General features: G+C 65.6%; 26 protein-coding genes. 4 read left to right on the forward strand and 22 right to left on the reverse strand.

Annotated elements, in window-relative coordinates:
• Nucleotides 1-134: 134 nt before the first annotated feature.
• From AC1RL5_RS20110 to AC1RL5_RS20155, 10 genes are all read right to left on the reverse strand, one after another.
• Nucleotides 135-1,517, reverse strand: a complete 1,383-nt coding sequence (locus AC1RL5_RS20110; protein WP_492589544.1) for a PepSY-associated TM helix domain-containing protein — start codon at nt 1,515-1,517, stop codon at nt 135-137.
• 99 nt (nt 1,518-1,616) lie between these two features.
• The gene (locus AC1RL5_RS20115) at nt 1,617-3,749 is read right to left on the reverse strand and encodes a TonB-dependent copper receptor (protein WP_072452004.1); all 2,133 of its coding nucleotides are present in this window, start codon (nt 3,747-3,749) and stop codon (nt 1,617-1,619) included.
• Nucleotides 3,750-3,837: 88 nt separating this feature from the next.
• Nucleotides 3,838-4,248: a DUF2946 domain-containing protein gene (locus tag AC1RL5_RS20120; protein ID WP_011059017.1), complete on the reverse strand. Its 411-nt coding sequence runs from the start codon at nt 4,246-4,248 to the stop codon at nt 3,838-3,840.
• 55 nt (nt 4,249-4,303) lie between these two features.
• Entirely contained in the window at nt 4,304-4,798 is a 495-nt protein-coding gene (locus tag AC1RL5_RS20125) for a copper chaperone PCu(A)C (RefSeq protein WP_065364905.1), read from the reverse strand.
• Between the two features lie 49 nt (nt 4,799-4,847).
• On the reverse strand, nt 4,848-5,246 hold the full coding sequence (locus AC1RL5_RS20130; RefSeq protein ID WP_492589545.1) for a DUF2946 domain-containing protein: 399 nt from the start codon (nt 5,244-5,246) through the stop codon (nt 4,848-4,850).
• Nucleotides 5,247-5,346: 100 nt separating this feature from the next.
• Complete coding sequence (locus tag AC1RL5_RS20135; RefSeq protein ID WP_011059020.1) at nt 5,347-5,637, reverse strand: addiction module antidote protein; 291 nt, start codon at nt 5,635-5,637, stop codon at nt 5,347-5,349.
• Between the two features lie 3 nt (nt 5,638-5,640).
• The gene (locus AC1RL5_RS20140; protein ID WP_123577368.1) at nt 5,641-5,943 is read right to left on the reverse strand and encodes a type II toxin-antitoxin system RelE/ParE family toxin; all 303 of its coding nucleotides are present in this window, start codon (nt 5,941-5,943) and stop codon (nt 5,641-5,643) included.
• A gap of 183 nt (nt 5,944-6,126) precedes the next feature.
• A complete protein-coding gene (locus AC1RL5_RS20145) occupies nt 6,127-6,855 on the reverse strand; it encodes a cobalt-precorrin-6A reductase (RefSeq protein WP_492589546.1) in 729 nt (242 codons plus the stop codon).
• On the reverse strand, nt 6,852-7,949 hold the full coding sequence (locus AC1RL5_RS20150; RefSeq protein ID WP_093406795.1) for a cobalt-precorrin-5B (C(1))-methyltransferase: 1,098 nt from the start codon (nt 7,947-7,949) through the stop codon (nt 6,852-6,854). Before AC1RL5_RS20150 ends, AC1RL5_RS20145 begins: the two co-directional genes overlap by 4 nt.
• A gap of 93 nt (nt 7,950-8,042) precedes the next feature.
• A complete protein-coding gene (locus AC1RL5_RS20155) occupies nt 8,043-9,257 on the reverse strand; it encodes a bifunctional cobalt-precorrin-7 (C(5))-methyltransferase/cobalt-precorrin-6B (C(15))-methyltransferase (RefSeq protein ID WP_011059024.1) in 1,215 nt (404 codons plus the stop codon).
• Nucleotides 9,258-9,394: 137 nt separating this feature from the next.
• Here AC1RL5_RS20155 and cobG point away from each other — a divergent pair, with 137 nt between their 5' ends.
• Genes cobG through cobJ form a run of 4 tightly spaced genes read left to right on the forward strand, consistent with a single transcriptional unit; the run spans nt 9,395 to nt 13,779 of the window.
• Nucleotides 9,395-10,708 (forward strand): precorrin-3B synthase, encoded by a 1,314-nt coding sequence (cobG, locus tag AC1RL5_RS20160; protein WP_207239972.1) that lies wholly within the window; start codon nt 9,395-9,397, stop codon nt 10,706-10,708.
• Nucleotides 10,701-11,327, forward strand: a complete 627-nt coding sequence (locus AC1RL5_RS20165; RefSeq protein WP_011059025.1) for a precorrin-8X methylmutase — start codon at nt 10,701-10,703, stop codon at nt 11,325-11,327. The genes cobG and AC1RL5_RS20165 overlap by 8 nt, the downstream gene beginning before the upstream one ends.
• On the forward strand, nt 11,327-12,058 hold the full coding sequence (locus tag AC1RL5_RS20170; protein WP_053156151.1) for a precorrin-2 C(20)-methyltransferase: 732 nt from the start codon (nt 11,327-11,329) through the stop codon (nt 12,056-12,058). The genes AC1RL5_RS20165 and AC1RL5_RS20170 overlap by 1 nt, the downstream gene beginning before the upstream one ends.
• Nucleotides 12,058-13,779, forward strand: coding sequence for a precorrin-3B C(17)-methyltransferase (gene cobJ / locus AC1RL5_RS20175; protein ID WP_492589547.1), 1,722 nt, complete (start codon nt 12,058-12,060; stop codon nt 13,777-13,779). The genes AC1RL5_RS20170 and cobJ overlap by 1 nt, the downstream gene beginning before the upstream one ends.
• On the opposite strand, the gene AC1RL5_RS20180 is transcribed toward cobJ, so the two are convergent.
• The 12 genes from AC1RL5_RS20180 to AC1RL5_RS20235 form a co-directional block, all read right to left on the reverse strand.
• Nucleotides 13,776-14,219 carry an SMI1/KNR4 family protein gene (locus tag AC1RL5_RS20180; RefSeq protein WP_065364911.1) on the reverse strand — a complete coding sequence of 148 codons (444 nt, stop codon included), beginning with the start codon at nt 14,217-14,219 and terminating at the stop codon, nt 13,776-13,778. The genes cobJ and AC1RL5_RS20180 overlap by 4 nt on opposite strands.
• The gene (locus tag AC1RL5_RS20185; protein WP_065364912.1) at nt 14,216-14,761 is read right to left on the reverse strand and encodes a CPCC family cysteine-rich protein; all 546 of its coding nucleotides are present in this window, start codon (nt 14,759-14,761) and stop codon (nt 14,216-14,218) included. The genes AC1RL5_RS20180 and AC1RL5_RS20185 overlap by 4 nt, the downstream gene beginning before the upstream one ends.
• 27 nt (nt 14,762-14,788) lie before the next feature.
• Nucleotides 14,789-15,241, reverse strand: coding sequence for a hypothetical protein (locus tag AC1RL5_RS20190; protein ID WP_015633990.1), 453 nt, complete (start codon nt 15,239-15,241; stop codon nt 14,789-14,791).
• 33 nt (nt 15,242-15,274) lie between these two features.
• Nucleotides 15,275-15,952 (reverse strand): hypothetical protein, encoded by a 678-nt coding sequence (locus AC1RL5_RS20195; protein ID WP_492589548.1) that lies wholly within the window; start codon nt 15,950-15,952, stop codon nt 15,275-15,277.
• A 3-nt stretch (nt 15,953-15,955) separates the two neighbouring features.
• Nucleotides 15,956-16,864, reverse strand: coding sequence for a hypothetical protein (locus AC1RL5_RS20200; RefSeq protein WP_093406767.1), 909 nt, complete (start codon nt 16,862-16,864; stop codon nt 15,956-15,958).
• Between the two features lie 38 nt (nt 16,865-16,902).
• Nucleotides 16,903-17,499, reverse strand: coding sequence for a MarC family protein (locus AC1RL5_RS20205; RefSeq protein WP_011059033.1), 597 nt, complete (start codon nt 17,497-17,499; stop codon nt 16,903-16,905).
• 64 nt (nt 17,500-17,563) lie between these two features.
• Complete coding sequence (locus AC1RL5_RS20210) at nt 17,564-20,350, reverse strand: hybrid sensor histidine kinase/response regulator (RefSeq protein WP_072451992.1); 2,787 nt, start codon at nt 20,348-20,350, stop codon at nt 17,564-17,566.
• Between the two features lie 98 nt (nt 20,351-20,448).
• Nucleotides 20,449-21,738 carry a phosphoribosylamine--glycine ligase gene (purD, locus tag AC1RL5_RS20215; protein WP_011059035.1) on the reverse strand — a complete coding sequence of 430 codons (1,290 nt, stop codon included), beginning with the start codon at nt 21,736-21,738 and terminating at the stop codon, nt 20,449-20,451.
• A 189-nt stretch (nt 21,739-21,927) separates the two neighbouring features.
• On the reverse strand, nt 21,928-23,535 hold the full coding sequence (gene purH / locus AC1RL5_RS20220; RefSeq protein ID WP_011059036.1) for a bifunctional phosphoribosylaminoimidazolecarboxamide formyltransferase/IMP cyclohydrolase: 1,608 nt from the start codon (nt 23,533-23,535) through the stop codon (nt 21,928-21,930).
• 82 nt (nt 23,536-23,617) lie between these two features.
• Nucleotides 23,618-23,938 (reverse strand): DNA-binding transcriptional regulator Fis, encoded by a 321-nt coding sequence (gene fis / locus AC1RL5_RS20225; RefSeq protein ID WP_003186237.1) that lies wholly within the window; start codon nt 23,936-23,938, stop codon nt 23,618-23,620.
• Nucleotides 23,935-24,948 carry a tRNA dihydrouridine synthase DusB gene (gene dusB, locus AC1RL5_RS20230; RefSeq protein WP_047283747.1) on the reverse strand — a complete coding sequence of 338 codons (1,014 nt, stop codon included), beginning with the start codon at nt 24,946-24,948 and terminating at the stop codon, nt 23,935-23,937. The genes fis and dusB overlap by 4 nt, the downstream gene beginning before the upstream one ends.
• A gap of 195 nt (nt 24,949-25,143) precedes the next feature.
• Nucleotides 25,144-26,448 (reverse strand): DUF3426 domain-containing protein, encoded by a 1,305-nt coding sequence (locus AC1RL5_RS20235; protein WP_053148860.1) that lies wholly within the window; start codon nt 26,446-26,448, stop codon nt 25,144-25,146.
• Nucleotides 26,449-26,462: the final 14 nt, after the last annotated feature.

Genomic DNA, 26,462 nt, shown 5'->3' on the forward strand with positions numbered 1-26,462 from the left:
CCAGAGGGTTGCCCGCAGCGGATGAGGCTGCGGGCGGGGATCTTACACTAAGCGTTATAAAGTAACATTATAACTGTGCGCGACTGAAGCGCGCGGAGTGTACAGAGCCCTCTGGAATGCGCATCTCGGCTGATTCATGTTGAAGATGAGGCTGATTCAGGATCACGGTTCCAGCGCGATAGCAGCAGGCGGTCCAGCAGCCAGACCACGACCAGCGAAGCCCCCACCAGCGGGAAGGCCAGGGCCAGCAGGCCGATGACCAGCATTGCGGTCTTCCAGCGTGGCAGGTCGTGGCGCAGTGGTGGTACGCCGAGCCGGCCCTGGGGCCGTCGTTGCCACCACATGATGAGACCACTCACGGCGCCGAGCAGGATCATCAGGCACACCACCAGCACCAGGATCTGGTTGAAGCGCCCGAACATCTTGCCTTCGTGCAGCATCACTCCCAGCTCGGTGGCCCGGGCCACGTTGCTGTAGTCCTTCCAGCGCACATCGGCGAGCACCTGGCCGCTGTACTGGTCGACGTGCAGGGTGGCGTCGTGGCGCGGGTCGTCGGCGAATACGGCGATGGTGAATACCCCTGTCGCCGTGCTCGGCAGGGTGATGCTGTAGCCCGCTTCGACCTGGCGCTGACGGGCGATGTCCTGCACCGCCTGCAGGCTGATGGCGGGGACGGCCGCAGCGGTATTGCCGGCGTTGTGGGCCATGTGCTCGGCGTGGTCGCCGGACATCGGCATGGGGGTGTTTTCCAGGGCCCAGGGCACGGTCTGGCGGCTGGCGCTGTTGAGCTCTCCGGCCTGCTGGTCGGAGGTCGGCACCTCGTTCCACATGGCCGCCGGAAAGCGGTTCCACAGGTCGGCGTACTGCTTGCCCCAGAAGCCGGTCCAGGTCATGCCGCTGAGCAGCATCAGCAGCAGGAAGGCCGAGCCCCAGAAACCCAGCACACCGTGCAGGTCACGCCAGAACAGGCGGCCGCGGGCACTCCAGCGTGGCCAGAGTAGCCCGGCCGAAGACTTGCCCCGCGGCCACCACAGGTACAGGCCCGAGACCACCAGGACAATGCCCCAGCTCGCGGCCAGTTCCACCAGCCGATCACCCGGGGTGCCGATCATCAGCTCGCCATGGATGGCCCGGGCCATGGCCTGCAGGTTGCCCTTGGCATCCTGCTCGCCGAGCACGTCGCCGTGGTAGGGGTCGATGAATACATTGAGTTCCTGGCCTTTGTGCTGCACCACGAACTGCGCGCTGCGCTCGGCATCCACAGGGGGCAGGTACTGCTTGATATGGCCCTGGGGGTAGGCGGCCTGAACCCGTTGCAACAGCTCATCGGCGCTGAGGCTGTGGTGGGCGGCAGGCACCTTGAGCAGGCTGGGGTACATCAGCGGGTCCAGCTGCGGTTTGAACAGGTAGACGATGCCGGTCAGGGCCAGCATCACCATGAAGGGGGCGACGAACAGCCCGGCGTAGAAATGCCAGCGCCAGGCCAGGTTGTAGAAAGACACTTTGGGTCGGTTCATCGGGGAATGCTCCGCAGGGCTGTGGATCTTTTCTTATGGGGGCTGTTCGCCGGCAAGCCGGCTCCTGCGACAAGGAGACGGCGTGCCGGCGAAGGGGCATCAGAAACTCAGGTCAACCTTGGTCCAGAGCGTGCGCCCCGGTTCCTTGATGGCTTGCGGGTCCGTCGCCGGATAGCCGAAGCCGGCATTGCCCGCCAGGTTCAGGTGCTCGGCGTAGGCCTTGCCGAACAGGTTGTCGACCCCGGTGCTGAGCTTGAGGTTCTTGGTCACCCGGTAGGCGCCGTTGAGGGAGAACACGCCGAAGCCGCCGCTCTTGCCGAAGTCCTTGCCGACCACGTTGCCCTTGTTCAGGTCCACCCGGTTCTGCGCGGCGACCACGCGCCACAAGGCCCCGGCGCTCCAGTCGTCCTCGCTGTAGGTCAGGCCCAGGCGCGCGTCCAGCGGCGGCATCTGTGGCAGGGCCTTGCCGTCGCTGCTGTTCTTGCCCCAGGCGTAGGCCAGGGTCGCGTCGGCTTTCCAGTTGGAGGTCAGCTTGTAGGCCGCGCCCAGTTCGCCGCCCATGATCCGGGCGTCGATGTTCTCGGCCCGAGAGGTGCTCATGCCCATCATTTTCGAGTTGTAGTCGAAGAGGATGTAGTCGCGCACCTGGCCGATGTAGCCCGAGGCCCAGGCTTCCAGGTCTTCACCCTGGTATTGCAGGCCGAAGTCGAGCTGGGTGGTCTTTTCCGGCTTGATCGAATCGAAGGCGTTCACCGAGCCGGCCGGGCCCATTTTCGGCGAGAACAGCTCCCAGTAGTCGGGGAAGCGCTGGGTGTGGCCAAGGCCGACGTAGAGCGTGGTCGGGCTGTCGGCCAGGTCATGCTCGTAGCGCACGAAGCCGCTGGGCAGGGTATCGGCCCGGGTGTCGCCGGCGGTGGGGTTGGGGCGGGTCATCATTCCCGAGCCGATGCTTTGCCGGTAGTCCTTGGCGGAGGCGCGGTCCAGGCGCGCGCCGGTGATCATCCGGTCACGCTCGGCGGCGTACCAGGTCAGCTCGCCGAAGGCTCCGTAGTTGTGGAAGTCGGCGTCCTTGGTACGGGGCAGCTCCTTGTAGGTGTCGATGCCGCTGCTGGCGCGGTTGCGGTGTTCGTTGGTCTGGGCGTCCAGGCCGCCGATCAGTTGCAGGTCGGCCCAGCGCCAGGTGGCCTTGAGCCGCGCCCCGAGGGTGCGACGGTCGACGTTGGAGGCCATGGGGCCGGCCATCATTCCGGTGCCGGATGGGGTGCGCAGGCTGTAGTTGTCCATCACGTGGTCGGCGTAGTTGTAGTAGACCTGGGCCTCGACCTTGTCCAGCACCTCGCCAAGGTTGGACTTCTCGAAACGCAGGCCCAGGCTTTCGCGCTTGAATTGCGAGCCGTCCATGCCGCGCCCGGCGTAGCGGGCTTCGCCATCGCCCTTGCCGGCAGTGAGTTCCAGCAGGGTGTCGGCGTCCGGGGTCCAGCCCAGGGCCACGTCACCGTTCCACTTGTCGTAGCGCGAGGCCACGGTGTCATTGTTGCCGTCGCGGTAGTCGTCGGCGTGGGCGGTGTTGCCGATCACCCGCACATAACCCAGGGGGCCACCGGCAGCGGCATCCAGGGTCTTGTCGAAGCGCCCGTTGGAGCCGGCCAGCAGGCTGGCATTGACCCGGGTGCCAAGTTCGCCGAAGTGTTCCGGTTCGCGCTCGAAAAGCACTGTGCCGGCCGAGGCGCCCGGGCCCCAGAGCACGGTCTGCGGGCCCTTGATCACGGTCAGCCGGTCGTAGGTTTCCGGAGAGATATAAGAGGTCGGCGCGTCCATGCGGCCCGGGCAGGCGCCGAGCATCATGCCGCCGTTGGTGAGTATGTTCAGCCGCGAGCCGAACATGCCCCGCAGCACCGGGTCGCCGTTGGTGCCGCCGTTGCGCACCAGGGCAAAGCCGGGAATGGTCTTGAGGTAGTCGCCGCCGTCACTGGCCGGCACCGGCTGGCGCGGGTCCTTGGGGTTGGTGACCACGGTCAGGGGCGAGCTGGGGGCGATGGCGGTGATCACCGTCGGGCTCAGTTCGGTGCTGTGCCGGGAGTGGTCCGTTGCGGCATCGTCGGCCAGCGCCAGGGGCGTCAGCAGAGCGCCGCAGAGGACCACGAGGGCGCGGTTGAAGTGCTGGCGCGCAGGGTTCAGGGCGAAGGTCTTGAGTGGCTGGGCAACGCCCAGGCGAGAGTCGGCAGAAAACATAGATGTTCCATCGTTCGGTCTTGAATGACACGGCCGCAGGTACGCGTCTGTCGCGCTGACAGCCGGCCGTGTGAGATGAGCTGAAGACTCAGGCGAGGAACGGTGGGGCGCGGGTCAGGGCGCCGGGGAACACGGTCTGCCGGGCGTGGCCCAGGCGCGTGGCGGGGATCAGGAAATACGGTGTGGGCGGCGTGAACAGAGCGGCGAACGACAGCGCCGAAGGCAGCGCCGGGCAATTGAACAGCAGGCTGCAATAGCCGCATTTTTCCCAGAGCACATGCTCTTCGCCCTGGGATCTGCCCTTCTGTGCGTGGTGCGGGCCTTCACCGTGGCAGCCGGGCGCAGCGTCGCCCATGTCCATGGAAACGGACATGTTCATCGGCATCGCGTGATCCATCGGCATCGACTGGGAAATCAGCGGGCCGATAAAGATCATCAGCATGGCGAACAGGCTGATCCAGCTGCCGCGGCGGACTCCAGACGAGTCGCGGCGCGGCACGGACCGCCTGCGGCCAGGCGCGTGCGGGGCGTTCACGGTGAGGGCCGGTCAGTGCTTACTGGGCGTGCATATGCCCTTGCATGGCGTCCGGCGCCTGCTTCTGCACCGCCACTTCGACCGTGACGTCACCGGCTTTTTCAAAGTGCAGGGTCAGCGGGAAACGCTTGCCGTCGGTGAGCAGGCTGCGGTCCTTGAGCTCCAGCAACATCACGTGGTAGCCCATGGGGGCGAAGGTCGCCTCGCCACCGGCGGGCACCGCCACCTTGGCCACTTGTTGCATCTTCATCATGTCGCCTTGCTTGACGTGCTCGTGCAGCTCGGCCTTGCCGGCGATCGGCGAGTCGACGCTGAGCAGGGTGTCGGCGCTCTTGCCCGGGTTGTGCACCACGAAGTAGGCGGCCACGGTGGGCGCGTTCGGCGGCAGTTCCTGAGACCAGGGATGGGCGATCTGCAGGTCACCGGCCTTGTAGTCGTGGGCGGTGGCGAAACAGGCAGGCAGCAGCAGTGCGGCCAGCAGCAGGGATTGCTTGACCAGGGATGGTTTGGACATGTGAGTTCTCCAGAACGATTCAAAGACGCAGATCACTTGCGAAAGGGAATCATGCCAGAGGCGGGGCACCGGGGTTCAGGCTGGGCCATTGCTGGCGCAGGGTGAGCCGTTCTACCTGCGGTTGCGGTGCGCCCGGCTGGACTGCGAAGCGGATGAAAGACAGCTGGGGAACGTGCCCGGGCAAGGCCACCAGCGGCGGCGAGCCGGAGCAGCACCAGCAGTGCTGCATGGTGGAGTGGTCGTCGTTCTGTGGCGCTTGCTGGTCGAGCTTGCCCAGGGAAATGGCCACCAGCTTGGTGCCGGTGGAGGAGCAGAAGCTGCCCCACAGCAGTTGCTCGTCCAGCCCCGAATCGCTGCGCTGCATGGCCCCGGAAAGCGGCATGGCAAGCATGTTGAACAGCACTGCGAAGCAGGCGATCCAGGCAAATGCGAGCCGTTGTCGGGACATGGTGGGCGATCCGTCGGTTGAGCGATCAGGCGGGTATTTAGCCTGATCGCTGTGGATAAGTAAAAAAACACCGTGTGCGGTGTGGTGTCGCAGGAGCGGTTCAGGCGTTGCTGACGTTGATCTTCAACCCCAGGGCCTTCATCACCTTGATGATAGTCGCGAACTCCGGGTTGCCCTGGCTGCCAAGTGCCTTGTACAGGCTTTCGCGGCCCAGGCCGGTGTCACGGGCGACCTGGGTCATGCCGCGGGCACGGGCGATGTCGTTGAGTGCGGCGCGGATCAGCACGCCGTCGCCGGTGTCTTCCTCGAAGCAGGCGTCGAGGTAGGCGACCATGTCTTCAGGGGTCTTGAGGTACTCCGCCGCGTCGAAGCGGGTCACTGGGGTGCGCATGTTTCAGCCCTCGCTCTTGAGGTCGCAGGCCAGTTGCCTGGCCCGTTGGATATCGCGTTTCTGGGTGGCCTTGTCGCCGCCGATCAACAGCAGGTAGATCACTTTGCCGCGGCGCGAGAAGTACACCCGGTAACCCGGGCCGCGGTGGATGCGCATCTCGTGGGCGCCTTCGCCCACAGGTTCGCAGTCGCCAAAACGGCCCAGCTGTGCGGCGCGGATCCTGGCCAGTACACGGGTTTTCCCTTGCGGGTCCTTCAGGTTCAGCAGCCAGCGGCTGAACTCAGGAGTCTGCTCGAAAACGAACATGGCGAATGTATTCCTTGGGATACGTCGCGGCAACCCATTTGCCCGCGAAAAACCCAGTGAAGCGACAGGCGGTCCTGCCCGGCGCCGGCGTCACTGAGGCTGTTCAAGGAAGGCTAAAGCAAGGAGTTGGCGCGCGCTGCCAGGGGTTTCCCATGTTGCTGTGGGGGATGATGGTTTTGTCTGTCAGGCTTTATCCGGCAAGCCCAGGGCCAGCAGCAACTGGGCCGTGCTGCTGAAACTGCGATCCGTTTCGGGCAGGTCCGGACGCTTGAGGACCAGCACCGGCAGCCCGCGCTCGCGGGCCACTCCCAGCTTGGGTTCGGTGGCGCTGCTGCCACTGTTCTTGCTGATCAGCACGTCGATCTGCCGGCGGGCGAACAACTGCCGCTCGTCTTCGATCAGGAACGGCCCGCGGGCACCTATGACTTCGCAGTGCTCGTTGCCCGGGCAGGCCTCCAGGGCGCGCAGGGTCCAGAATTGCCCGGGGGGAATTTCATCCAGGTGCTGCAAGGGCTCGCGGCCCAGGGTGAACAGTGGCCGCTTGAAGGGGCGCAGGGCCTCCACCAGTTGCGCCCAGCCGTCGATCTCGCGCCAGTCGTCACCCGGTTGAGGCTGCCAGGCCGGGCGCCGCAAGGCCCAGCAGGGCACGCCAGCGCTCTTCGCGGCGGCTACGGCATTGGCGCTGATCTGTGCTGCGTAGGGGTGGGTGGCATCCAGCAGCAGGCCGATCCGCTGCTCGCGGATAAAGCGCGCCAGGCCCTCGGCGCCGCCGTAGCCGCCGACCCGTACCTGGCACCGCAGGTCACCGGGCACCCGGCCGACCCCGGCCAGGCTGTAGATATGTTCCGGGCCCAGGGTGCGGGCGATGGCCAGGGCCTCGGTGACCCCGCCCAGCAGCAGGATACGGGTCATTGGAAACCTCCGGCGTGGCCGACGATGCCGCCCTGGCGGTCGATGGCAAAGACCTCTACCTGGACCTGGGGCGGCACCACGCTGCGGGCGAAATCCAGGGCGTGCCGGCAGACCGCATCGCCCAGCGCGACTCCGGCGGCGCTGGCCATGGCCAATGCCTGCTGGCTGGTATTGGCTTGGCGGATCGCCTGTTGCAGGGCCGGGGCGGCCCCCGCATCGGCGGCCCATTGCGCCAGTTGCGGCAGGTCGATACTGGAGTGGCGGCTGTGCAAGTCCATGTGCCCGGCGGCCAGCTTGCTGATCTTGCCGAAGCCGCCGCACAGGCTGAGTTTATCCACCGGTACTTTGCGCAAGTGCTTGAGCACCGCACCCACGAAGTCGCCCATTTCGATCAGGGCGATTTCCGGCAGCTCGTAGACCCGGCGCATGGTGTCCTCGCTGGCGTTGCCGGTGCAGGCGGCGATGTGCAGGTAGCCATTGGTTTTGGCCACGTCGATGCCTTGATGGATCGAAGCGATGTAGGCCGCGCAGGAGAAGGGCCGGACGATGCCGCTGGTGCCCAGGATCGACAGCCCGCCAAGAATCCCCAGGCGCGGGTTCATGGTTTTCAGGGCCAGTTCCGCTCCGCCCTCGACGTTCACCGTGATCTCGAAACCGCCGGGGTAGGCCCGTTCTTCGGCGAGCCGTTGCAGGTGCTCGCCGATCATCCGGCGCGGTACGGGATTGATCGCCGGCTCGCCCACCGCCAGCACCAGGCCGGGGCGGGTCACGGTGCCGACACCCTGGCCGGCGACGAAGCGAATGCCCGGTTCAGGGGTCAGGCGCACCCGGGAGTACAGCAGGGCGCCGTGGGTCACGTCCGGATCGTCGCCGGCGTCCTTGATAGTGCCGGCTTCGGCGCCGTCGGCGGTGTGGCGGCAGAATTCCAGGCGCATCTGCACCTGCTTGCCCTTGGGCAGGATGATCTGCACCGCGTCGGCGTTGCTGCCCTCGAGCAGCAGGCGCGCGGCGGCCAGGCTGGTGGCGGTGGCGCAACTGCCGGTGGTCAGGCCGCTGCGCAGGGGCGCGGGCTGTTCCGCTGTTTCTTCACGCATGCCCCAGCCCTCGCAGGGGCGAGCTTGCTCGCCAAGGGCGCACTTCGGTCTCTTGGGCGGACGTATTCGCGAGCAAGCCCGCACCTGCAAGGTTCATGGCAGGTCCCGGGGCTTGTGCAGGTCCAGCAAGGTGATCGGCAGGGCCTGGCGCCAGGTGTCGAACTCTCCCAGTGGCTGGGCCTGGGCGATGTGGATGCGGGTCAGCTCGCCGCCGTGGCGTTCTCGCCAGTCCATCAGGGTCATTTCGCTTTGCAGGGTCACGGCATTGGCCACCAGGCGCCCGCCGGGCTTGAGTTGTTCCCAGCAGGCCTGCAGCACGCCTTCGCGGGTCACGCCGCCACCGATGAAGATCGCATCCGGGCGTTCCAGCCCGGCCAGTGCCTGGGGCGCGCGGCCGCGTATCAGTTGCAGCCCGGGCACGCCGAGTACCTCGCGGTTGTGTTCGATCAATTGCTGGCGGCCGTCGTCGGCCTCGATGGCCAGGGCGCGGCAGCTGGGGTGGGTACGCATCCACTCGATGCCGATGGAGCCGCTGCCGGCACCCACGTCCCAGAGCAGCTCGCCGGGCACCGGTGCCAGGCGCGCCAGGGTCATGGCTCGCACGTCGCGCTTGGTCAACTGGCCGTCGTGGCGAAAGGCCGAGTCCGGCAGGCCGGCGAGCCGCGACAGGCGCGGGGTGCTGGCTTCGGCCAGGCATTCGATGGCCAGCAGGTTGAGGTCGGCGATTGCCGGGTCGGCCCAGTCATTGGCGGTGCCGTCGATGCGCCGCTCCAGGGGGCCGCCCAGGTGTTCCAGCACGCTGATCCGGCTCGGGCCGAAACCGCGCTCGCGCAGCAGGCCGGCGATGGCGGCCGGGCTGTGGCCGTCATTGCTCAGCACCAGCAGGCGTACCCCGCCAGACAGTTGGGCGCTGAGTGCGCTGATCGGCCGCGCGACCACAGAGAGCGTGATCACCTCCTGCAAAGGCCAGCCCAGGCGCGCAGCCGCCAGGGAATAGGACGAAGGAAAGGACAGTACCTGGATTTCCTCTGCGGGCAGCTGCCGCGCCAGGCTGGCGCCGACGCCGAACAGCATGGGGTCACCGCTGGCCAGGACGCAGACTGCAGCACCACGCTGGCTCAGCACCGGCTCCAGGGAAAACGGGCTGGGCCACAGCTGGCGCTGGCCACGGATGCAGGGTGGCAGCAGGTCCAGCTGGCGTTGGGCGCCGACGATCTTTGATGCGCCCAGCAGGGCGTGCCGGGCATTTCTGCCAAGGCCCTTGAAGCCGTCTTCACCGATTCCCACTACTGTCAGCCAGGGCGACATCTCTATTCCTCGAACGCAAAACCTGTTGTTCCGACAGGCAGGCTTTTCATGCCTTCGGACAAAGCAGGCATAATACCGCGCCTTCGCTGACGAAGCGCTTTTCCCACACGGCCGGTCACCCCTTGAACGAACGCTCGATGTCCACTGCCATCCGCCCCTCGGCCTGCCCGGGGTTGCTGCGCATCGTCCCGGCGCTGGACGGTGGCATCTGCCGGATCAAGCTGGCTGGCGGCGTCATCAGCGCGGAGCAGGCCGTGGCAGTGGCCGAGGCGGCGCAGGCTTACGCCGGTGGCGTGATCGAGGCCACCAACCGCGCCAACCTGCAGATTCGCGGCATCGGCCCGGAGCATCAGGCACTGATCGCCGCACTGCTGGCTGCCGGGCTTGGGCCGACTACTGCCGCCGGTGACGATGTGCGCAACCTGATGCTCAGCCCCTGCGCCGGGATCGATCGGCAGTGCTTGATGGATACCCGACCCCTGGCCGCGCAGATTCTCGACACCTTGCAGGGCCATCCGCGCTTTCACCAACTGTCGGCCAAGTTCGCCGTACAGCTCGACGGTGGCGAAGCCCTGGCCATGCTCGAACATCACCATGACCTGTGGCTGTCGGCCCTTGAGCGCGACGGCCAGGGGCTGCTGGCGTTCGGCCTGGCTGGCTGCCCGGTGGATGAACCCCTGGCGGCGGTGGCGCAGGACCAGGGCCACGAGCTGCTGGTGGCCGTGCTGGAGTTGTTTCTCGACCTGGCGCGGCCGGAACAGACGCGCATGCGTCACCTGCTGATGGACATGTCGCGGGAGGATTTCCTCGCTCAACTGGAGCCCCGCCTGAGCCGGCCGCTGTTGAATATCGGTGGCTGGCGGCGCCAGGCCAGTGACGCCGGGCTGCACATCGGTACTTATCCACAGGCTGCGCCCGGGCAGGTCTATGTTGGCGCGGGCACGCCCCTGGGGCGGCTCGATCCGGCCATGCTCAAGGGCGCGGCGCAATTGGCCCGAGAGTACGGCGACGCCAGCCTGCGCCTGACCCCCTGGCAGAGCCTGCTGCTGCCCTCGATCGCCGCGGCGGATGCGCCGGCGGCCACTGCCGCCCTGGAGCAACTGGGCCTGCTGTGCAGCCCGCAACAGGCCTTGGCTCACTTGATTGCCTGCACCGGTTCCAGTGGTTGCGGCAAGGCCCTGGCCGACACCAAAAGCGACGCCCTGCAACTGGCAGGACTGCTCCAGCGCCATGGCCGCCAACTGGATGTGCACCTGTCCGCCTGCCCGCGTTCCTGCGCCGCCGCTCATGTGGCGCCGGCCACCCTGCTGGCGGTGGCCCCAGGGCGCTATGACTTGTATTTGCGCGATGCAACGCAGCCGGGTTTCGGCACGCTGCACGCACGCAACCTTTCTATTGAAGCGGCAGAGGCATTGCTCGATGCCCGCCCACGGAGCAACCTTGATGCTTGATTACATCCGCGACGGTCAGGAGATCTATCGCAACTCCTTCGCGATCATTCGCGAAGAAGCCCGGCTGGAGCGCATTCCCGCCGACCTGGAGAAACTCGCCGTGCGGGTGATCCATGCCTGCGGCATGGTCGAGGCCGTCGACGGCCTGCAGTTTTCCGAGGGCGCCGGCAAGGCCGGGCGCGATGCCCTGGCGGCCGGTGCACCGATTCTCTGCGATGCGCGCATGGTTTCCGAGGGTATTACCCGGGCCCGCTTGCCGGCCAACAACCAGGTGATCTGCACCCTGCGCGACGACAGCGTGCCAGCGCTGGCCCGGGAGCTGGGCAACACCCGTTCCGCTGCGGCCCTGGAACTGTGGCGCCCGCACCTGGAAGGCAGCGTGGTGGTGATCGGCAACGCGCCCACGGCCTTGTTCTACCTGCTGGAAATGCTCGATGCGGGCGCGCCGAAACCGGCGCTGATCCTCGGCTTCCCGGTGGGCTTCGTCGGCGCCGCCGAATCCAAGGCGATGCTCGCCGCCGACAGCCGCGGGGTGCCCTTCGTGATCATGCAGGGCCGCCTGGGCGGCAGCGCCATGGCGGCGGCTGCGGTCAATGCCCTGGCCACGGAGGTCGAATGATGCAGCAGCCCGGACGTTTGATCGGCCTTGGCGTGGGCCCCGGTGACCCGGAACTGATTACCCTGAAGGCCCTGCGCCTGCTGCGCGAATCACCGGTGGTGGCCTACTTCGTGGCCAAGGGCAAGAAGGGCAATGCCTTCGGCATCATCGAAGGGCATCTGCAACAGGCCCAGACCCTGCTGCCCCTGGTGTACCCGGTCACCACCGAGGTGCTGCCGGCGCCGCTGTCCTACGAACAAGTGATCAGCGACTTCTACGACAGCGCCAGCCAGGAGCTGGCGCAGCACCTGGACGCCGGCCGCGACGTGGCGGTGATCTGCGAAGGCGACCCGTTCTTCTACGGCTCCTACATGTACCTGCACGACCGGCTGGCCGAGCGTTACCAGGCCGAAGTGGTGCCGGGGGTGTGCTCGATGCTGGGCGGCGCTTCGGTGCTGGGCGCGCCGTTGGTGTATCGCAACCAGAGCCTGTCGGTGCTTTCCGGGGTGCTGCCCCATGAGGAACTCAAGCGTCGCCTGGCGGACGCCGATGCGGCGGTGGTGATGAAGCTGGGACGCAACTTCCCCAAGGTGCGCCAGGTCCTGGAAGAACTGGGGCTGGCGCGGCGTGCGCTGTACGTCGAGCGCGCCACCATGGCCAACCAGAAGATCGTGCCGCTGGATGACGTGGAGCCGATGTCCTCGCCGTACTTCTCGCTGATCATCGTTCCCGGCGAAAGGTGGCAAGGCTGATGGCCCGTTCAACTCCGGCCATCGTCATCCTTGGCCAAGGCAGCCTCGACACCGCACGGCAGATCCAGCGGCTGTATCCCGACTCGTTGATCCACGGTCTGGCGGAACGGGTCGAAGGCGCCGACCGGGTCTACCACGAATTCGGCGCGACCCTGCGCCAGCTCTATCAGCAGGACACGCCCATCATCGCCCTGTGTGCGGCCGGCATCGTGATCCGCACCCTGGCGCCGCTGCTGCTGGAAAAGGGCGCCGAGCCGCCGGTGCTGGCGGTGGCCGAAGACGGCAGCGCCGTGGTGCCGCTGCTGGGCGGCCTGGGCGGCGTCAACGTCATGGCCCGGGAAATCGCTGCGGGCCTTGGAGTGGCCGCGGCTATTACCACTAGCGGTGAACTGCGCTTCGGCACCTGCCTGCTCAACCCGCCCAGTGGCTATGCCCTGGGTGACCTGGAGCTGGGCAAGCGGTTCGTCTCCGACCTGCTGGGTGGCGAAAGCGTGCGCATCGAAGGCGCAGCACCCTGGCTGGCTGCGGCGAAGCTGCCCGAGAACGACCAGGCCCGCCTGACCATCCGGGTCGGTTCCGCCGAGCGCGAGCCCGTGGCCAATGAGCTGCTGATCTACCCCCGCAGCGTGCTGGTTGCCTGCCGTGGGCAGCGGCTTGCCGGCGAAGCTGATAGCGACCTGGCCACCCACATCCGCCAGGCTCTGCATCAGGCGCGCATCGCGGTGCAGTCGGTGGCGTGCCTGCTGGCCGCTGACCACGACATGGCCGACCGTGCCTTGCACCAGGCAGCAGCGCAACTGGGCGTACCGTTGCGTTTCCTGCCGGCCGCCGACAGTGTCGCCGAACTGGCGCAACAGGCCGTGCCGCAATTGCTGCCGCCGCTGAAGGTGGGCGAGGACATCGCCATTGCTGTGGCCAGCCAGCCCCTGGACCCGGAGCAGATTGGTCGCCCCCGTGGGCGCCTTGCCGTGATCGGCCTCGGCCCTGGCGCCGCCGAGCTGATGGTACCGGCAGTGAAAGCCGAACTGGCCCGGGCCAACGACATTCTCGGTTATGAAACCTACGTGCGCATGGCCGGTCCGTTTCGCGCCGACCAGGTGATGCACTGCACCGATAACCGCGAAGAGATGCAGCGCGCCCGTCACGCCTTCGAGCTGGCGGCCCAGGGCCGTTCGGTGGTGGTGGTGTCGTCCGGCGACCCGGGAGTGTTCGCCATGGCCGCGGCGGTGCTCGAAGCCCTGCACGAATCCAGCGACCCGGCCTGGCACAGCGTCGATCTGGAGATCCTCCCGGGCGTCTCCGCCTCCCTGGCCACCGCAGCCCAGGCCGGTGCACCCCTGGGCCATGATTTCTGCGTGCTGTCGCTGTCGGACAACCTCAAGCCCTGGGACATCATCGAGAAGCGCCTGGACCTCGCCTCCCAGGCGGATCTGGCCCTGGCCTTCTACAACCCGATTTCCCGTTCGCGGCCCTGGCAACTGGGCCGGGCCCTGGAGATCGTGCGCCAGCACCGTACGCCGCAAACCCCTGTGGTATTGGGGCGCGACATTGGCCGCCCGGGCCAGACCCTGCGGGTCATCACCCTGGGCGAGCTGACCCCGGAGCAGGTGGACATGCGCACCATGGTGCTGGTGGGCTCCTCCACCACCTGCGTCTTCCCCCGGGCCGGGGGCGGCGATTGGGTGTACACCCCGCGCTGGTACGGCAATAAACCCCTCTAGGAGTCGCTGGGTTCGGCGGTCAGCAGCCAGGTGATGAATTCGAAGAAGCCGGCCCATCTGGCGGGGATGCGGCCGGCGACGAAAGCTTCCCAGTCGCCCAGGTCGAAATCCCAGACGCCGCCGCTGTCCTTGTCCAGCAAGTAGCCGCCTTCGCCTTGCAATGAGGTGAAGGCCACAAAGTTCTCTGGCAGCTCCCAGACCTCATGGATGAACTCGGTGCCCATGCGAACTTCCTCGCCGGGCCCGGCAATGTCGAGGAGCACTTCGTCGCTGGCGCGGCTGCTGAAATCGGCGGGGTGGCAGGCCAGGTAGATCTGTGCGAACTCGCTGTCCGGGGCAATGCCCAGGGCTTCCAGCGCCAGGGTGACCTCGGCGCTTTCAGGAAGCGGGCGGTAGCGGGGCTGGGCTTCGATCAGGGCAATCAGTGGCGCTGGAATCATGCCGGGTACTCGGTGGCGCGCGGCCATTTGTCCAACGGCAGATGGTTCATGTCGCGGGTGAATTGTTCCCGGGCCTGGCCCAGGGTTTTATGGTTCGGCCCGCTCGGCACATCCAGCGCTTCGCTGCCGTCGTCTTCCCAGTGGCACAGGTCGCAGATCTCGTATTCGCCTCGTGCGCCCAGGGTCAGGTAGCCGCAGCAGGGGCAGGCCTCCAGGCACTCGATGTTCGCGCTGACGGTGTAGTCACCCAGCCCGGCTTCACGCAGGCAGCGCCTCAGGTACAGGTGGGTCACGCCGCGATATTCGGCGCGCAGGGCGATCAGCAGCAGCGCGTCGTAGCGTGGGTCTTGCACCTCTTGCGGGGGCTCCGGTTGGGTCAGGATCTGTTGTTGCAGGCTGGGTGCAAGTGCCGCGAATTCAAGGTCGTCGCTGTCTATTCCCCACCAGTTCAGGAGGTGGGAGAAGCGCGCGGCGGCGTCGAGGCCGGGCAACCTGTGGCGGCTCAGAAGGTCGATGGCTGCGTTGGCGGTGAGTTTTTCCATGGGGGCTCGGCTTTTCGAGGGGGCGGTTCAGGGCCAGGTCAGGGTCAATTGGTCAGGGCGCTGAATGGGTATTCGTACCCTGACCCCGGAGGTCGATTCGCCATGGAGGTACTGGTCCTGGATCTCTACTCGGTTGAAGGGGTTGGTGTCCCGCAGGGCAACCAGCCAGATCAGTGCATCCGAGCCTTTTTCCTGCAAGGCCAGGAAGCCATCGCCGCCGTAGCCTGCCGTCTCCCCACCCCGGGCATAGAACGACTGTGGACCGTCGGTGCACAAGCCCAGGGTGGTGACGAAGTCAGGCTCATCCTGTTGGGGATAGTCCAGGGCCGGCATCCAGACGTTGTTGATCAGCCGGGGATGTTCATAGGGCAGGTCGAACAGGCAGTAGAACCCGCTGCCGAGGACCAGGGTGTTTTCCCGGGGGAAACATCCGCCCAGCCATTGTTCCTGAATGAAAGCGGCATCGGCGCTGTAGGGCATTGGGTGGTTCCTGCTCCTGCTGGAAGGGGTTTTCTACAGGTTCGAGACCTGGCGAAAACCGGAGTTGTAGGCGCATTGCCCGGCATACTCGGGGCGTGCATCACAGGCCTTGAGGCAACCCTGGACGCCCTTGGGAAAGCGCGCCTCCACCGACATAGCGAAACCGTAGGTCGGCGTCGTCACCGCAAAGCTGCTGTTGCAGGTCACTTGCGTGCTGTAGGTGAAGGTCATGGCCTCGCGCCGGCCGTTGTGGGCGAAGGCCACCTCGAAGCTGTCGAGGCTGTTCCAGCCCGACAGCGGCAGCACTACAAAACGGTAGCGGGTGCTGTCCAGGCGTTGGCCGATGACCCGCAGGTTCTTGCTCGATGAGTCGGCCTTGGGCGAAGGGTAGGGCAGGGCCAGCAGCGCCCGCGGGTCACCCACCACGCCCAGTTCGAAGCCGATACCTTTTTGGTAGAAGGGAATCTCCAGGGCCGGTGCGCCCTCGATCTTCACGTACTGGCTGGATGCATAGGGGCCGCGGGTTTCAGGCTTGTAGTCCGGCGCTTTGGCGAAGCTGACTTCAAACTCCAGCACCGCGTCTGAGGCCTGGGCGTGCTCGGTGCGTATATCGCTGGGTTGCTCGCTGCCATGGCTGGCGCAACCGGCCAGCACCATGGCCGTAGTCAGTTGCAGCAGCTGTCGGGCGGGCCATGGACGTAGAACGGTCATCACTCAATGCTCCTTTTTCAGCGGGCTGGAGTTCAGGCCCAGCCCCTTGAGCTGCCAGCTTCCCTGCACCTGCTGCCAGCTGAACTGGCGGCCGACCCAGTCCACCTGCAAGGCGTGATGCAGGCGGCTCTGGTCAATGCGCCGGCCTTCGTCCAGGGCCTTTCGCGCGCGGTCGCCGGCTTGGTTGAACAGGGGCCAGAGCTGGCTCAGGTTCAGCTCTTTGCTGATCGGCAACTGGGCATACACGCCCTGCTCCGCCGAACTGAGCAGCAGCCCTTCCTTGCCGAGGAACGCAGCACTGCTGTTGTCCGGCGACACCGACACCAGCATGGCGTAGTGGGAGAACCCCCAGCCGGGCAGCCGCTCGTCGAACCACAGCACTTGCCCGGTGGAGGGCACCAGGGCCCGCGCGCCCTCGGGAAACAGCAGCAGGTCGCTGCGTCCGGGTTGCGGCTGGCCCCAGTCGGGTTCGCTCTTGCTCTTGACCGGGCTGAGGACGCGGGCCAGGGGCGTGTCGTTCTGCACGGCGATCAGCACCGTGCCGACGCCCATCCATTCGATGGTGGTGGCCAGCAGTACCGGTTGCCCGCCCCGGGTCGCCCCGGTGGGTTTTACATCGGTGATCTGCCAGGCGTTCAGCGGCCGATAGAGCTGGCCCTTGTAGGTGATTTCCCGGGGGCTGCTGCCGTCCCGACGGTGGTACACCTTGAAGTCGCCAAAGCGCTCAATGGATTCACTGGTCTTGTTCAGCCAGGCCTCGAGCTTGGCCTGGGGCGATTCGCCAGCCAGTGTCGGGAGGGGCATGAGCAGGAGCCCGGCCAGCAGGCAGGCCAGGCCGCGCCCGATCTGCGCAAGGCGCAGGGCGCGCGCGGCGGCGGGGCCCGTGCCAGTGGGTCGTTGAAGAGTCTGCATTCCGTTGCCTGTCGCTTGATGGGAGGGTGGCCGGGGCCCTAAGGGACCAGGTAGCCCCTGACCCCGGTGAAGATGATCTGCGCCGCCAGGGCGCAGACGAACAGTCCCATCAACCGGCTGACGATCTGCAAGCCCTGGTCGCCGAGGATGCGTTCGATGCGGTTGGACAGGTACAGCACCACCCCCACGGTGAGGCTGGCCAGGGCGATGCTGAGGATGGCGGTGAGCTTGTCGTCCCAGTGCGGCTGGCTGACGCCCATCACCAGCAGGGCGCCGATGGTGCCCGGGCCCACGGTCAGGGGAATGGTCAGCGGGACTATGGTCACGTCCTGCTGCACGTTGTCGGTCTGCACCGCCGATTTGCCCTGGGCCATGCCCAGGGCTGAGATGAACAGCACACTGCCGGCGCCGATGCGGAAGGCGTCAACGGTGATGCCGAACACGCCGAAGATCACCCGGCCGAACAGGTACAGCAGGATGCTGGAGACCAGGGTCGCCAGGGCCACTTTCCAGGCCAGGCGCCGGCGCTCCTTGAGCGAATAGCCGCGGGTCAGGCTGATGAAGCACGAGAGCACGAAGAAGGGGCTGTAGAGCACCAGCATCTTCAGGTAAACGCTGAACAGCACGTGGAGCATGGTGGGAGCTCACGACTAAAGGAGGGCGAGCGAGAGTTTAACAGGCGCCGCAGAGCCTGTCGGCTCAACTGGTGTGCGCGGTGCTGCGCTCGCGCAGGTCGCGCTGGGTCACCCAGTGTTCCACCAGTTCCCGCAGTTGCGAGAGCTCCACGGGCTTGGCCATGTGCCCATCCATGCCGGCCTGGCGCGCGCGCTCCTTGTGCTCGGCGAGGATGTGCGCGGTGAGCGCCACTACCGGGGTGCGTACCCGCTGGTTGCCGACTTCCCAGGCGCGCAGTTGCTGGGTGGCGGAGAAGCCGTCGAGCACCGGCATTTCGCAGTCCATCAGTACCAGGTCGTAGCGGTTGGCTTTCATTGCCTGCAAGGCTTCCTCGCCGTTGCTGGCGGTATCGGGCTGCAGGTTGAGCTTGCCGAGCATGCCGCGGATGACCTTGGTGGAAATACTGTTGTCCTCGGCCACCAGGATGCGGAAGTCGCTGGGCACGGTGACTGGCGCCGGGGCCTGGGCAGCGTGCGCCGGCTGGTTGTAGGGGGCGGCGGGGGCCTTGTCGCGCTGATTGAGTTCGTCCGCCAGGGTGGTCTTGAGGGTGTAGCCGGCCACTGGCTTGGCGAGGATGCGCTTGATCCCGGCATTGCGTGCAATCACCTTGCTCGGCGCATTGCTGATGCCGGTGAGCATGATCAGCAGGATGTCGTGGTTCAGGCTCGGGTCTTCCTTGATCTTCGCCGCCAGTTGCATGCCGGTCATGCCGGGCATGTTCTGGTCCAGCAATACCACGTCGAAGTAGTCCCGCAGGTGCGCCTTGGTGCGTAGCAGGGCCAGGGCTTCCTTGCCCGATGGCACGGCGCTGACGTTCAGGCCCCAGGCACTGCACTGCTGTACCAGCACCTTGCGGCAGGTGTCGTTGTCGTCCACCACCAGTACCCGCGCGCCCTGCAGGGGGCCGTCGAGGTCGGCGGTCGGGTGTTCCAGGCGCTCGGCATCCAGGGGCAGGGTCAGCCACAGGGTGCTGCCCTGGTTGGTGCCGCTCTTGATGCCGAACTCGCCATGCATCAGCAGGATCAGTTGACGGGCGATCACCAGCCCCAGGTTGCCCCCCAGGCGGGTGGTGGCGAGGAAGTTCTTGCTGTGCAGCTCGGTGTGCAGCAGGGCTTCGCGCTCTTCGGCCTCCATCGGCTGGCCGCTGTCCTGCACGGCGATGCGCAGGCGCGGTTTGCTGCTGCGCTCGTCGAGGGCGACGACGATCAGCACTTCGCCTTCATCGGTCTTCTTCAGGGCATTTTCCAACAGGCTCAGCAGGGCCTGGCGCAGGCGTGTCGGGTCACCGCTGATGACCCGTGGCACCTGGGGCTGGATGAAACTGATCAGCTCGACGTTCTGCTGTTCGGCCTTGGCCCGGAAGATGCTCAGGCAGTCTTCGATCAGGGCGTTGAGGTCGAACTGCACATCGTCCAGTTCGATCTGCCCGGACTCCAGCTTGGAGATGTCGAGGATCTCGTTGATCAGGGTCAGCAGCTCGTTGCCGGCACTGTGGATGGTCTGCACGTAATCGCGCTGCTTGACCGACAGCGGGGTGCCCAGCAGCAGCTCGGTCATGCCCAGCACGCCGTTCATCGGGGTGCGGATCTCGTGGCTGATCTTGGCCAGGAACTCGGCCTTGGCATTGACCTCGGCGGTGCTGGCGGCCAGGTCGCGGCTGACGCTGAAGCGGTTCTCGGTGATGTTGCGCTGGCGCTCGCCCAGGGCAATGCTCATCAGCAGCCCGGCGATGCACACCACGCTCAAGAGGGTGACGATCAGGCCTTGCGGGGCTACCAGGGTCAGCCCCAGCAGGGCCGGCAGGATCACCAGGGTGCCGAGGTTGAAGATCACCATGGCGGCGACGAACAGGCGCGCCGGGCGATAGCCCTTGTGCCAGTGATAGCCACCGACGAACAGCATGCTCAGGCCGGCCAGGGCCACCAGGCCGTAGGTGATGATGTTCAGCGGCAGGGTATCGACGAACAGCAGCAACAGGCCGAACAGGCTGATCAGCAGGATGTTGCCCAGCAGCAGGCGGTTCAGTGGATGCGCGCCCAGGGGGGCGAAGAAGCGGTAGGCGAACATCATCCCGCAGGGCGCGGTCAGCAGCAGGGCGATATAGGCCCCCGGCGTCTGCAGGGCTTCCCAGGCCGGGAGCCAGGGCCCGAACAGGTTCAGCAGCATCAGCAGGCTGAGGGTCAGCAGCCCTTCGCAGGCTGCCAGCCACAGGCTGCTGCGCGAACGGGTGTAGGCGAAGCGGGTGAGGTTGTGCAGGATCAGCATCGCCAGGCAGCCGAAGAGCAGGCCGTAGATCAGCGTCTGGCTCTGGTCGGCCGCGCCCATCACCGCCGATTGCAGGGTGATGAAGGGGCGCAGCTCGTGTTCGGACACCAGGCGTACATAGACGTCCAGTGGCTTGGCGCTTTGCGGCAGCGGCAGCATGAAGTCGCTGCTGGGCAGGGGCTTTTGCGCCTGCGACGTGCCGGAGCCGGTGTTCACTTGCTCGATCAGCTTGTCGCCTTCGAGCACGTAGAGGTTCAGGTGGGACAGGTCGGGGGCGAAGATCCGCAGGATCTGCTCATGGGTTCCCGGTTGCAGCTTGAAGCGTAGCCACAGGGCGCCATCGGGCTCGGCGGCGGTGAGCTTGTCCAGCTCGATCGGGCTGAACTGGTTGGTGTAGCGCGGGGAGCGGATGTCACTGAGCTGCAGGTCGGCCTGTTCGTCGAGCAAAACCGCCCAGCCACTGCCTTGAGCGGCCAGGGCCGGGTTCAAGCAGAGCAGGGTCAGCAAGGTGACGGTGAAGCCTAGGGCAATCCTGAGCCAGCGCACGGCGAAATCCCTTCGTTGGTTGATGCCTGATTATAACTATGCGCGGCGTAATGACCGCACGACAAGGGCGTGTGCCCTTGCCGGGGTCAACGACAGCCTTACTCCTGGCCGCGCTCGCGGGCAATGGCGCGGTAGCCGATGTCCTTGCGGTAGAAGCAGCCCTGCCAGTCGATCTCGGCCGCCAGGCGGTAGGCCTGTTGCTGAGCCGCGTCGACGCTGTCACCCATGGCGGTAGCGCACAGTACCCGGCCGCCGGAGGTCACGACCTGGCCATCCTTGAGTGCGGTACCGGCGTGGAACACCTTGCCTTCCAGTGCTGCCGCGGCGTCCAGGCCGGTGATGGCCGCGCCCTTGGCGTAGTCACCAGGATAGCCGCCTGCCGCCAGGACGATACCCAGGCTCGGGCGTGGGTCCCACTGCGCTTCGACCTTGTCCAGGGCCTGGGCCAGGGCAGCTTCCACCAGCAGCACCAGGCTCGATTGCAGGCGCAGCATCACCGGTTGGGTTTCCGGGTCGCCGAAGCGGCAGTTGAACTCGATGACTTTCGGGTTGCCGGCCTTGTCGATCATCAGCCCGGCGTAGAGGAAGCCGGTGTAGACGTTGCCTTCCTCGGCCATGCCGCGCACGGTGGGCCAGATCACCAGGTCCATCACCCGCTGGTGCACTTCTGAAGTGACCACCGGTGCCGGGGAGTAGGCGCCCATGCCACCGGTATTGGGGCCAGTGTCGCCGTCGCCGACGCGCTTGTGGTCCTGGCTGGTGGCCATGGGCAGCACGTTCTTGCCGTCGACCATGACGATGAAGCTGGCTTCCTCGCCGTCGAGGAACTCCTCGATCACCACGCGGGAACCGGCGTCGCCGAAGGCATTGCCGGCGAGCATGTCGCGCACCGCTTCCTCGGCTTCGGCCAGGGTCATGGCCACGATCACGCCTTTGCCGGCGGCCAGGCCGTCGGCCTTGATCACGATCGGGGCGCCTTTTTCACGCAGGTAAGCCAGGGCTGGCTCGATCTCGGTGAAGTTCTGATAGTCGGCGGTAGGGATCTTGTGGCGGGCGAGGAAATCCTTGGTGAAGGCTTTCGAACCTTCCAGCTGCGCAGCACCGGCAGTCGGGCCGAAGCAGTCCAGGCCACGGGAGCGGAACAGGTCGACCACGCCAGCCACCAGCGGCACTTCCGGGCCGACGATGGTCAGGGACACATTCTTCTGAGCAAAGTCTGCAAGCTGCTCCAGGGCCAGGACGTCGATGGCGACGTTCTCGCACTTGGCCTCGATGGCGGTGCCGGCGTTGCCTGGGGCGACGAACACTTTCTGAACCCGTGGGTCCTGAGCGACTTTCCAGGCCAGAGCGTGTTCACGACCGCCGCTACCAATGATCAGTACATTCATTTCAAAAACCTCGGATGACGCTAATTCTGTTTTGGAACCTGAAGAGCTGGACGCCTCAGGAGGTTGCAATGACAGTGGTAGATGCAAGGCGGAGCCTACCTCGATGAGCGCAGTTGCCTGTTGGCAATGAGCATCATCGAGGTGGGCTCCAACGCAGCAGATGCCGGTGTCAGTGCGACCGTTGTCGTATCAGTGACGGAAGTGGCGCATGCCGGTGAACACCATGGCAATGCCCGCTTCGTCGGCCGCGGCAATCACTTCGTTGTCACGCATCGAGCCGCCGGGCTGGATCACTGCGGTGATGCCGACCTTGGCGGCGTTGTCCAGGCCGTCGCGGAACGGGAAGAACGCATCGGAGGCCATGACCGAACCGGCGACTTGCAAGCCGGCGTGCTCGGCCTTGATGGCGGCGATTCGCGCGGAGTTCACGCGGCTCATCTGGCCGGCGCCGACACCGATGGTCTGGCGGTTCTTGGCGTATACGATGGCGTTGGACTTGACGTACTTGGCGACTTTCCAGGCGAAGATCAGGTCGTTGATCTCTTGCTCGGTCGGGGCGCGCTTGGTCACGACTTTCAGGTCATCGGCACTGATCATGCCGATGTCGCGGCTCTGCACCAGCAGGCCGCCGTTGACGCGCTTGTAATCCCAGGCCGCAGCGCGCTCAGCCGACCACTGGCCGCAGGCCAGCAGGCGCACGTTGGCCTTGGCAGCGACGATGGCGCGGGCTTCTTCGCTGACGCTCGGGGCAATGATCACTTCGACGAACTGACGCTCGACGATGGCCTTGGCGGTGGCTGCATCCAGCTCGCGGTTGAAGGCGATGATGCCGCCGAAGGCCGATTCGGTGTCGGTGGCGTAGGCCAGTTCGTACGCCTGGCGGATACCGCCTTCAGCGTCCGGGCTGACCGCCACGCCGCACGGGTTGGCGTGCTTGACGATGACGCAGGCCGGCTTGACGAAGCTCTTCACGCATTCCAGCGCGGCGTCGGTGTCGGCCACGTTGTTGTAGGACAGCTCTTTGCCTTGCAGTTGGGTCGCGGTGGCGATGCCGACTTCAGCAGGCTTGGCCTCAACGTAGAACGCCGCGCTCTGGTGCGGGTTCTCGCCGTAGCGCATTTCCTGGGCCTTGATGAACTGGCTGTTGAAGGTGCGCGGGAATTCGCTGCGGCCGGATGTCGAGAGGGTTTCGGCGGCCTGGTTCACGGTGCCCATGTAGTTGGCGATCATGCCGTCGTACGCAGCGGTGTGTTCGAAGGCCTTGAGCATCAGGTCGAAGCGCTGGGCGTAAGTCAGGCCACCGGCCTTGAGGCTTTCCAGGACGCCGGCGTAGTCGCTGGCATTGACCACGATGGCCACGTCCTTATGGTTCTTGGCCGCCGAGCGGACCATGGTCGGGCCGCCGATGTCGATGTTCTCGATGGCGGTCGGCAGGTCGCAGCCTGGCTTGTTGATGGTGGCTTCGAACGGGTAGAGGTTGACCGCGACCAGGTCGATCGGCTTGATCCCGTGCTCGTTCATGATGGCGTCGTCAATGCCGCGACGGCCGAGGATACCGCCGTGGATTTTCGGGTGCAGGGTCTTCACCCGGCCATCCATCATTTCCGCGAAACCGGTGTAATCCGCGACTTCCACTGCGGACACGCCGTTGTCCTGCAGCAGTTTGAAGGTCCCGCCGGTGGAGAGGATCTCCACACCAAGGGCTTCCAGCTCCTTGGCGAATTCGAGGATCCCGGTCTTGTCGGAAACACTGATCAAGGCGCGGCGGATCGGCAGGCGGGTAGTCTGGTCGGTCATCTCAATTTCCATCAAAAGCAAAGGAGTCAGCAAAAAAGGCGACCGTTTTTTACGCGGGCGCCTTTCTGGTTTGATTGAATGCTTACAGCAAATCGTACTGCTTGAGTTTCTTGCGCAGGGTACCGCGGTTCAGACCCAGGAGTTCGCTGGCCTTGGTCTGGTTGCCCTTGACGTAGTTCATCACGCTTTCGAGCAACGGAGCCTCGACTTCGGAGAGCACCAGGTTGTACACGTCCGTGACGGCAGCGCCCTCAAGGTGGGCGAAATAATTGTGCAGCGCCTTCTCGACACTCCCGCGAAGGGTCTGGCCTTCTTCGCTGGGTGTATTGAGGTGCTGTTTCAAATTCACGTTGTCGCTCACGGGTGTTGTTCCACTCACTAAAGTCTCGGTCATCATCGTCATGCGGCCACCCCCTCTCCGTCCCCTGTTTCCAGGCTCTTGTAACGTCCGGCAAAGAACTCACGAACGTTGGCGCATTGTGCTTCCGTATCTTCCAAACGATTGAAGTGGGCGCGAAACTCCCTGGCGCCCGGCAGGGTTGCGAGATACCAGCCCACATGCTTGCGCGCAATGCGGACGCCCATGACCTCTCCATAGAAGGCATGCAGCGCGGCCAGGTGCTCTAGCAGAATACGTTCCACCTCGAACAGCTCCGGTGCCGGGAGGGTTTCACCGGTACTGAGGAAGTGTTCGATCTCACGAAAAATCCATGGCCGCCCCTGGGCGGCCCGGCCGATCAACAGCCCGTCGGCGCCGGTGGCGTGCAACACCCGCCGGGCCTTTTCCGGCGAGTCGATATCGCCATTGGCAAAGACCGGGATCGACACCGCCTGCTTGATCGCGGCAATGGTGTCGTACTCGGCTTCACCGGTGTACAGGTCGGCCCGGGTCCGACCATGGACCGCCAGTGCCGTGATGCCGGCCTGCTCGGCGATCTTCGCCACCGTCAGGCCGTTCTTGTTCTCCCGGTCCCAGCCGGTGCGGATCTTCAGGGTGACCGGTACATCCACAGCGGCCACTACTGCCTGGAGAATCTCGTTGACCAGGGCTTCGTCCTTCAGCAACGCGGAGCCGGCGGCCTTGTTGCAGACCTTCTTGGCCGGGCAACCCATGTTGATATCAATAATCTGTGCGCCCAACTCGACGTTGGCGCGGGCGGCGTCTGCCAGCATCTGTGCATCACCCCCGGCAATCTGCACCGAGCGGGGCTCGGGATCGCCTTCGTGGATCATGCGCAACCGCGATTTGCGGCTGTTCCACAAGCTCATGTCGCTGGTGACCATTTCCGAGACTACAAGGCCCGCGCCCAATTGCTTGCAAAGCTGACGAAAGGGCTGGTCTGTAACTCCCGCCATCGGGGCGAGAATCAAACCGTTGTGCACTGTATATGGGCCGATGCGTACCGCCGACATAGGACTTCCCTGTTGTGGGGCCGGATCATGAGAGTTCGAAAAAGGGTTGGCATGATACCCGCTCTCGATGACCGGATAAAGGCTGAATTGGATAAAATCTGAACAGTTCTTCTGTAACGTCCTGGGAGCAATCCAGGCGAAACAGTCATAAAACTGTCGTTAATCCAGAGTCGTCCGTGAACTTGTGCAGCCGATTCACTCAGGCGAGTGGAAACTCAGACTGTAGTTCACCGCTTTCGGGCCGGGGTCAAGAATATCCAGGGCGATGTGAATCGGGGTCTGCGGCGGCATTTCCGCCGCATCCTGCAAGTCACCGCCCAGGTATTCCCCGGGCTTGAAGCTGCGGCTGGCGATCAGGTGGCCGTTGAGGTCGGCGAAGCGCAGCTCAAGCAGCGGGAAGGGTTGGGAGAAGGGCGCGCGGTTATAGATGATGGCGTCCACCACCAGGGCGCCGCTGAATTCCGGATGGCTGCGTACCACCAGGTTGCTGCTCTTGATCCGGGCGATGTCGACCCGGGAAGGTACCGTGCAGCCGAATTCCGGGCACAGTTGCTGGAACCAGGGGCGGTACTGGTCCTGGCGGGCCAGCTCATCAAAGTGATAGGCGACGTATTGTCCCACCAGGCCGCCGGCGGCCAGCAGGATCAGCAGCAGCCAGAGCAGGCGCTTGCCCCAGGGCGAGCGGCGCTTCTGCCAGTCGAGGTGGAGCGGGTCGTCCACCAGGTCCAGCAGCACCTCTTCCTTGACCCCGGGCTCGTTGCGCTCTCGGCGCTTCTTGCCGGAGACGGCGGGCTCGTCGTCCTGGTCGTCCGGGTTGGCAGGCGAGTGAGGTTCCAGGTCATCGTCCAGGCGCAACCTGGGCGCCTGGGGTTCGTCGTCCAGGTCCGCGAGGTTGAACGACAGCGACGGTTCGGTGCGGCTGGGCTTGGGTGGTTCGGCGCTGGGTTCGGCGTCGTCCGGTTGCACCTTGGGGGGCGAAGGCTCGCTGTCGTCCCGTTCGGCGGCGCTGCCGAACAGTCCGTCCGGCCAGTGTGCCTCGTCGGCGTCCTGGGTATCGCGCCGGGCGCTGAGGCTGCCTTCCTTGTGCTCGCGTTCCTGGCCAAAGGCCTTGGCTGGCTGGATTTCGCGCTGTTCGAGCTTGGCCAGTTCCTCATCGAGGTCCAGGTGATCCAGGTCCATCTCGGCGGCCGACCATTGCTTCTGGCTGATGGCGCGCTGAGGAGCGGCAGGGGCCGCGGGGGGTGGCAGATCCGGTTCCGGTGCCGCCGGTGCCGGCGCCACGGTCGCTGCGGGAGCAGCCGGTGGCGCTACGGGTTTGGCAGCGGCTTTCGAGGTGGCAGCTTCCTTGGCCGCGCGCTGCTCGAGCAACTGTCGTGCGGCGTTGAACACCTGCAGGCAGGAGCCACAGCGAACCACTCCACGGGCCACGCTCAACTGGGCATGGCTGACGCGGAAGCGGGTTTGGCAATGCGGGCACTGGGTGACGAAACTGTCGGTCATGCGGCCATCCGGAT

The organism is Pseudomonas sp. GW822-FHT06D10, from assembly GCF_058799535.1.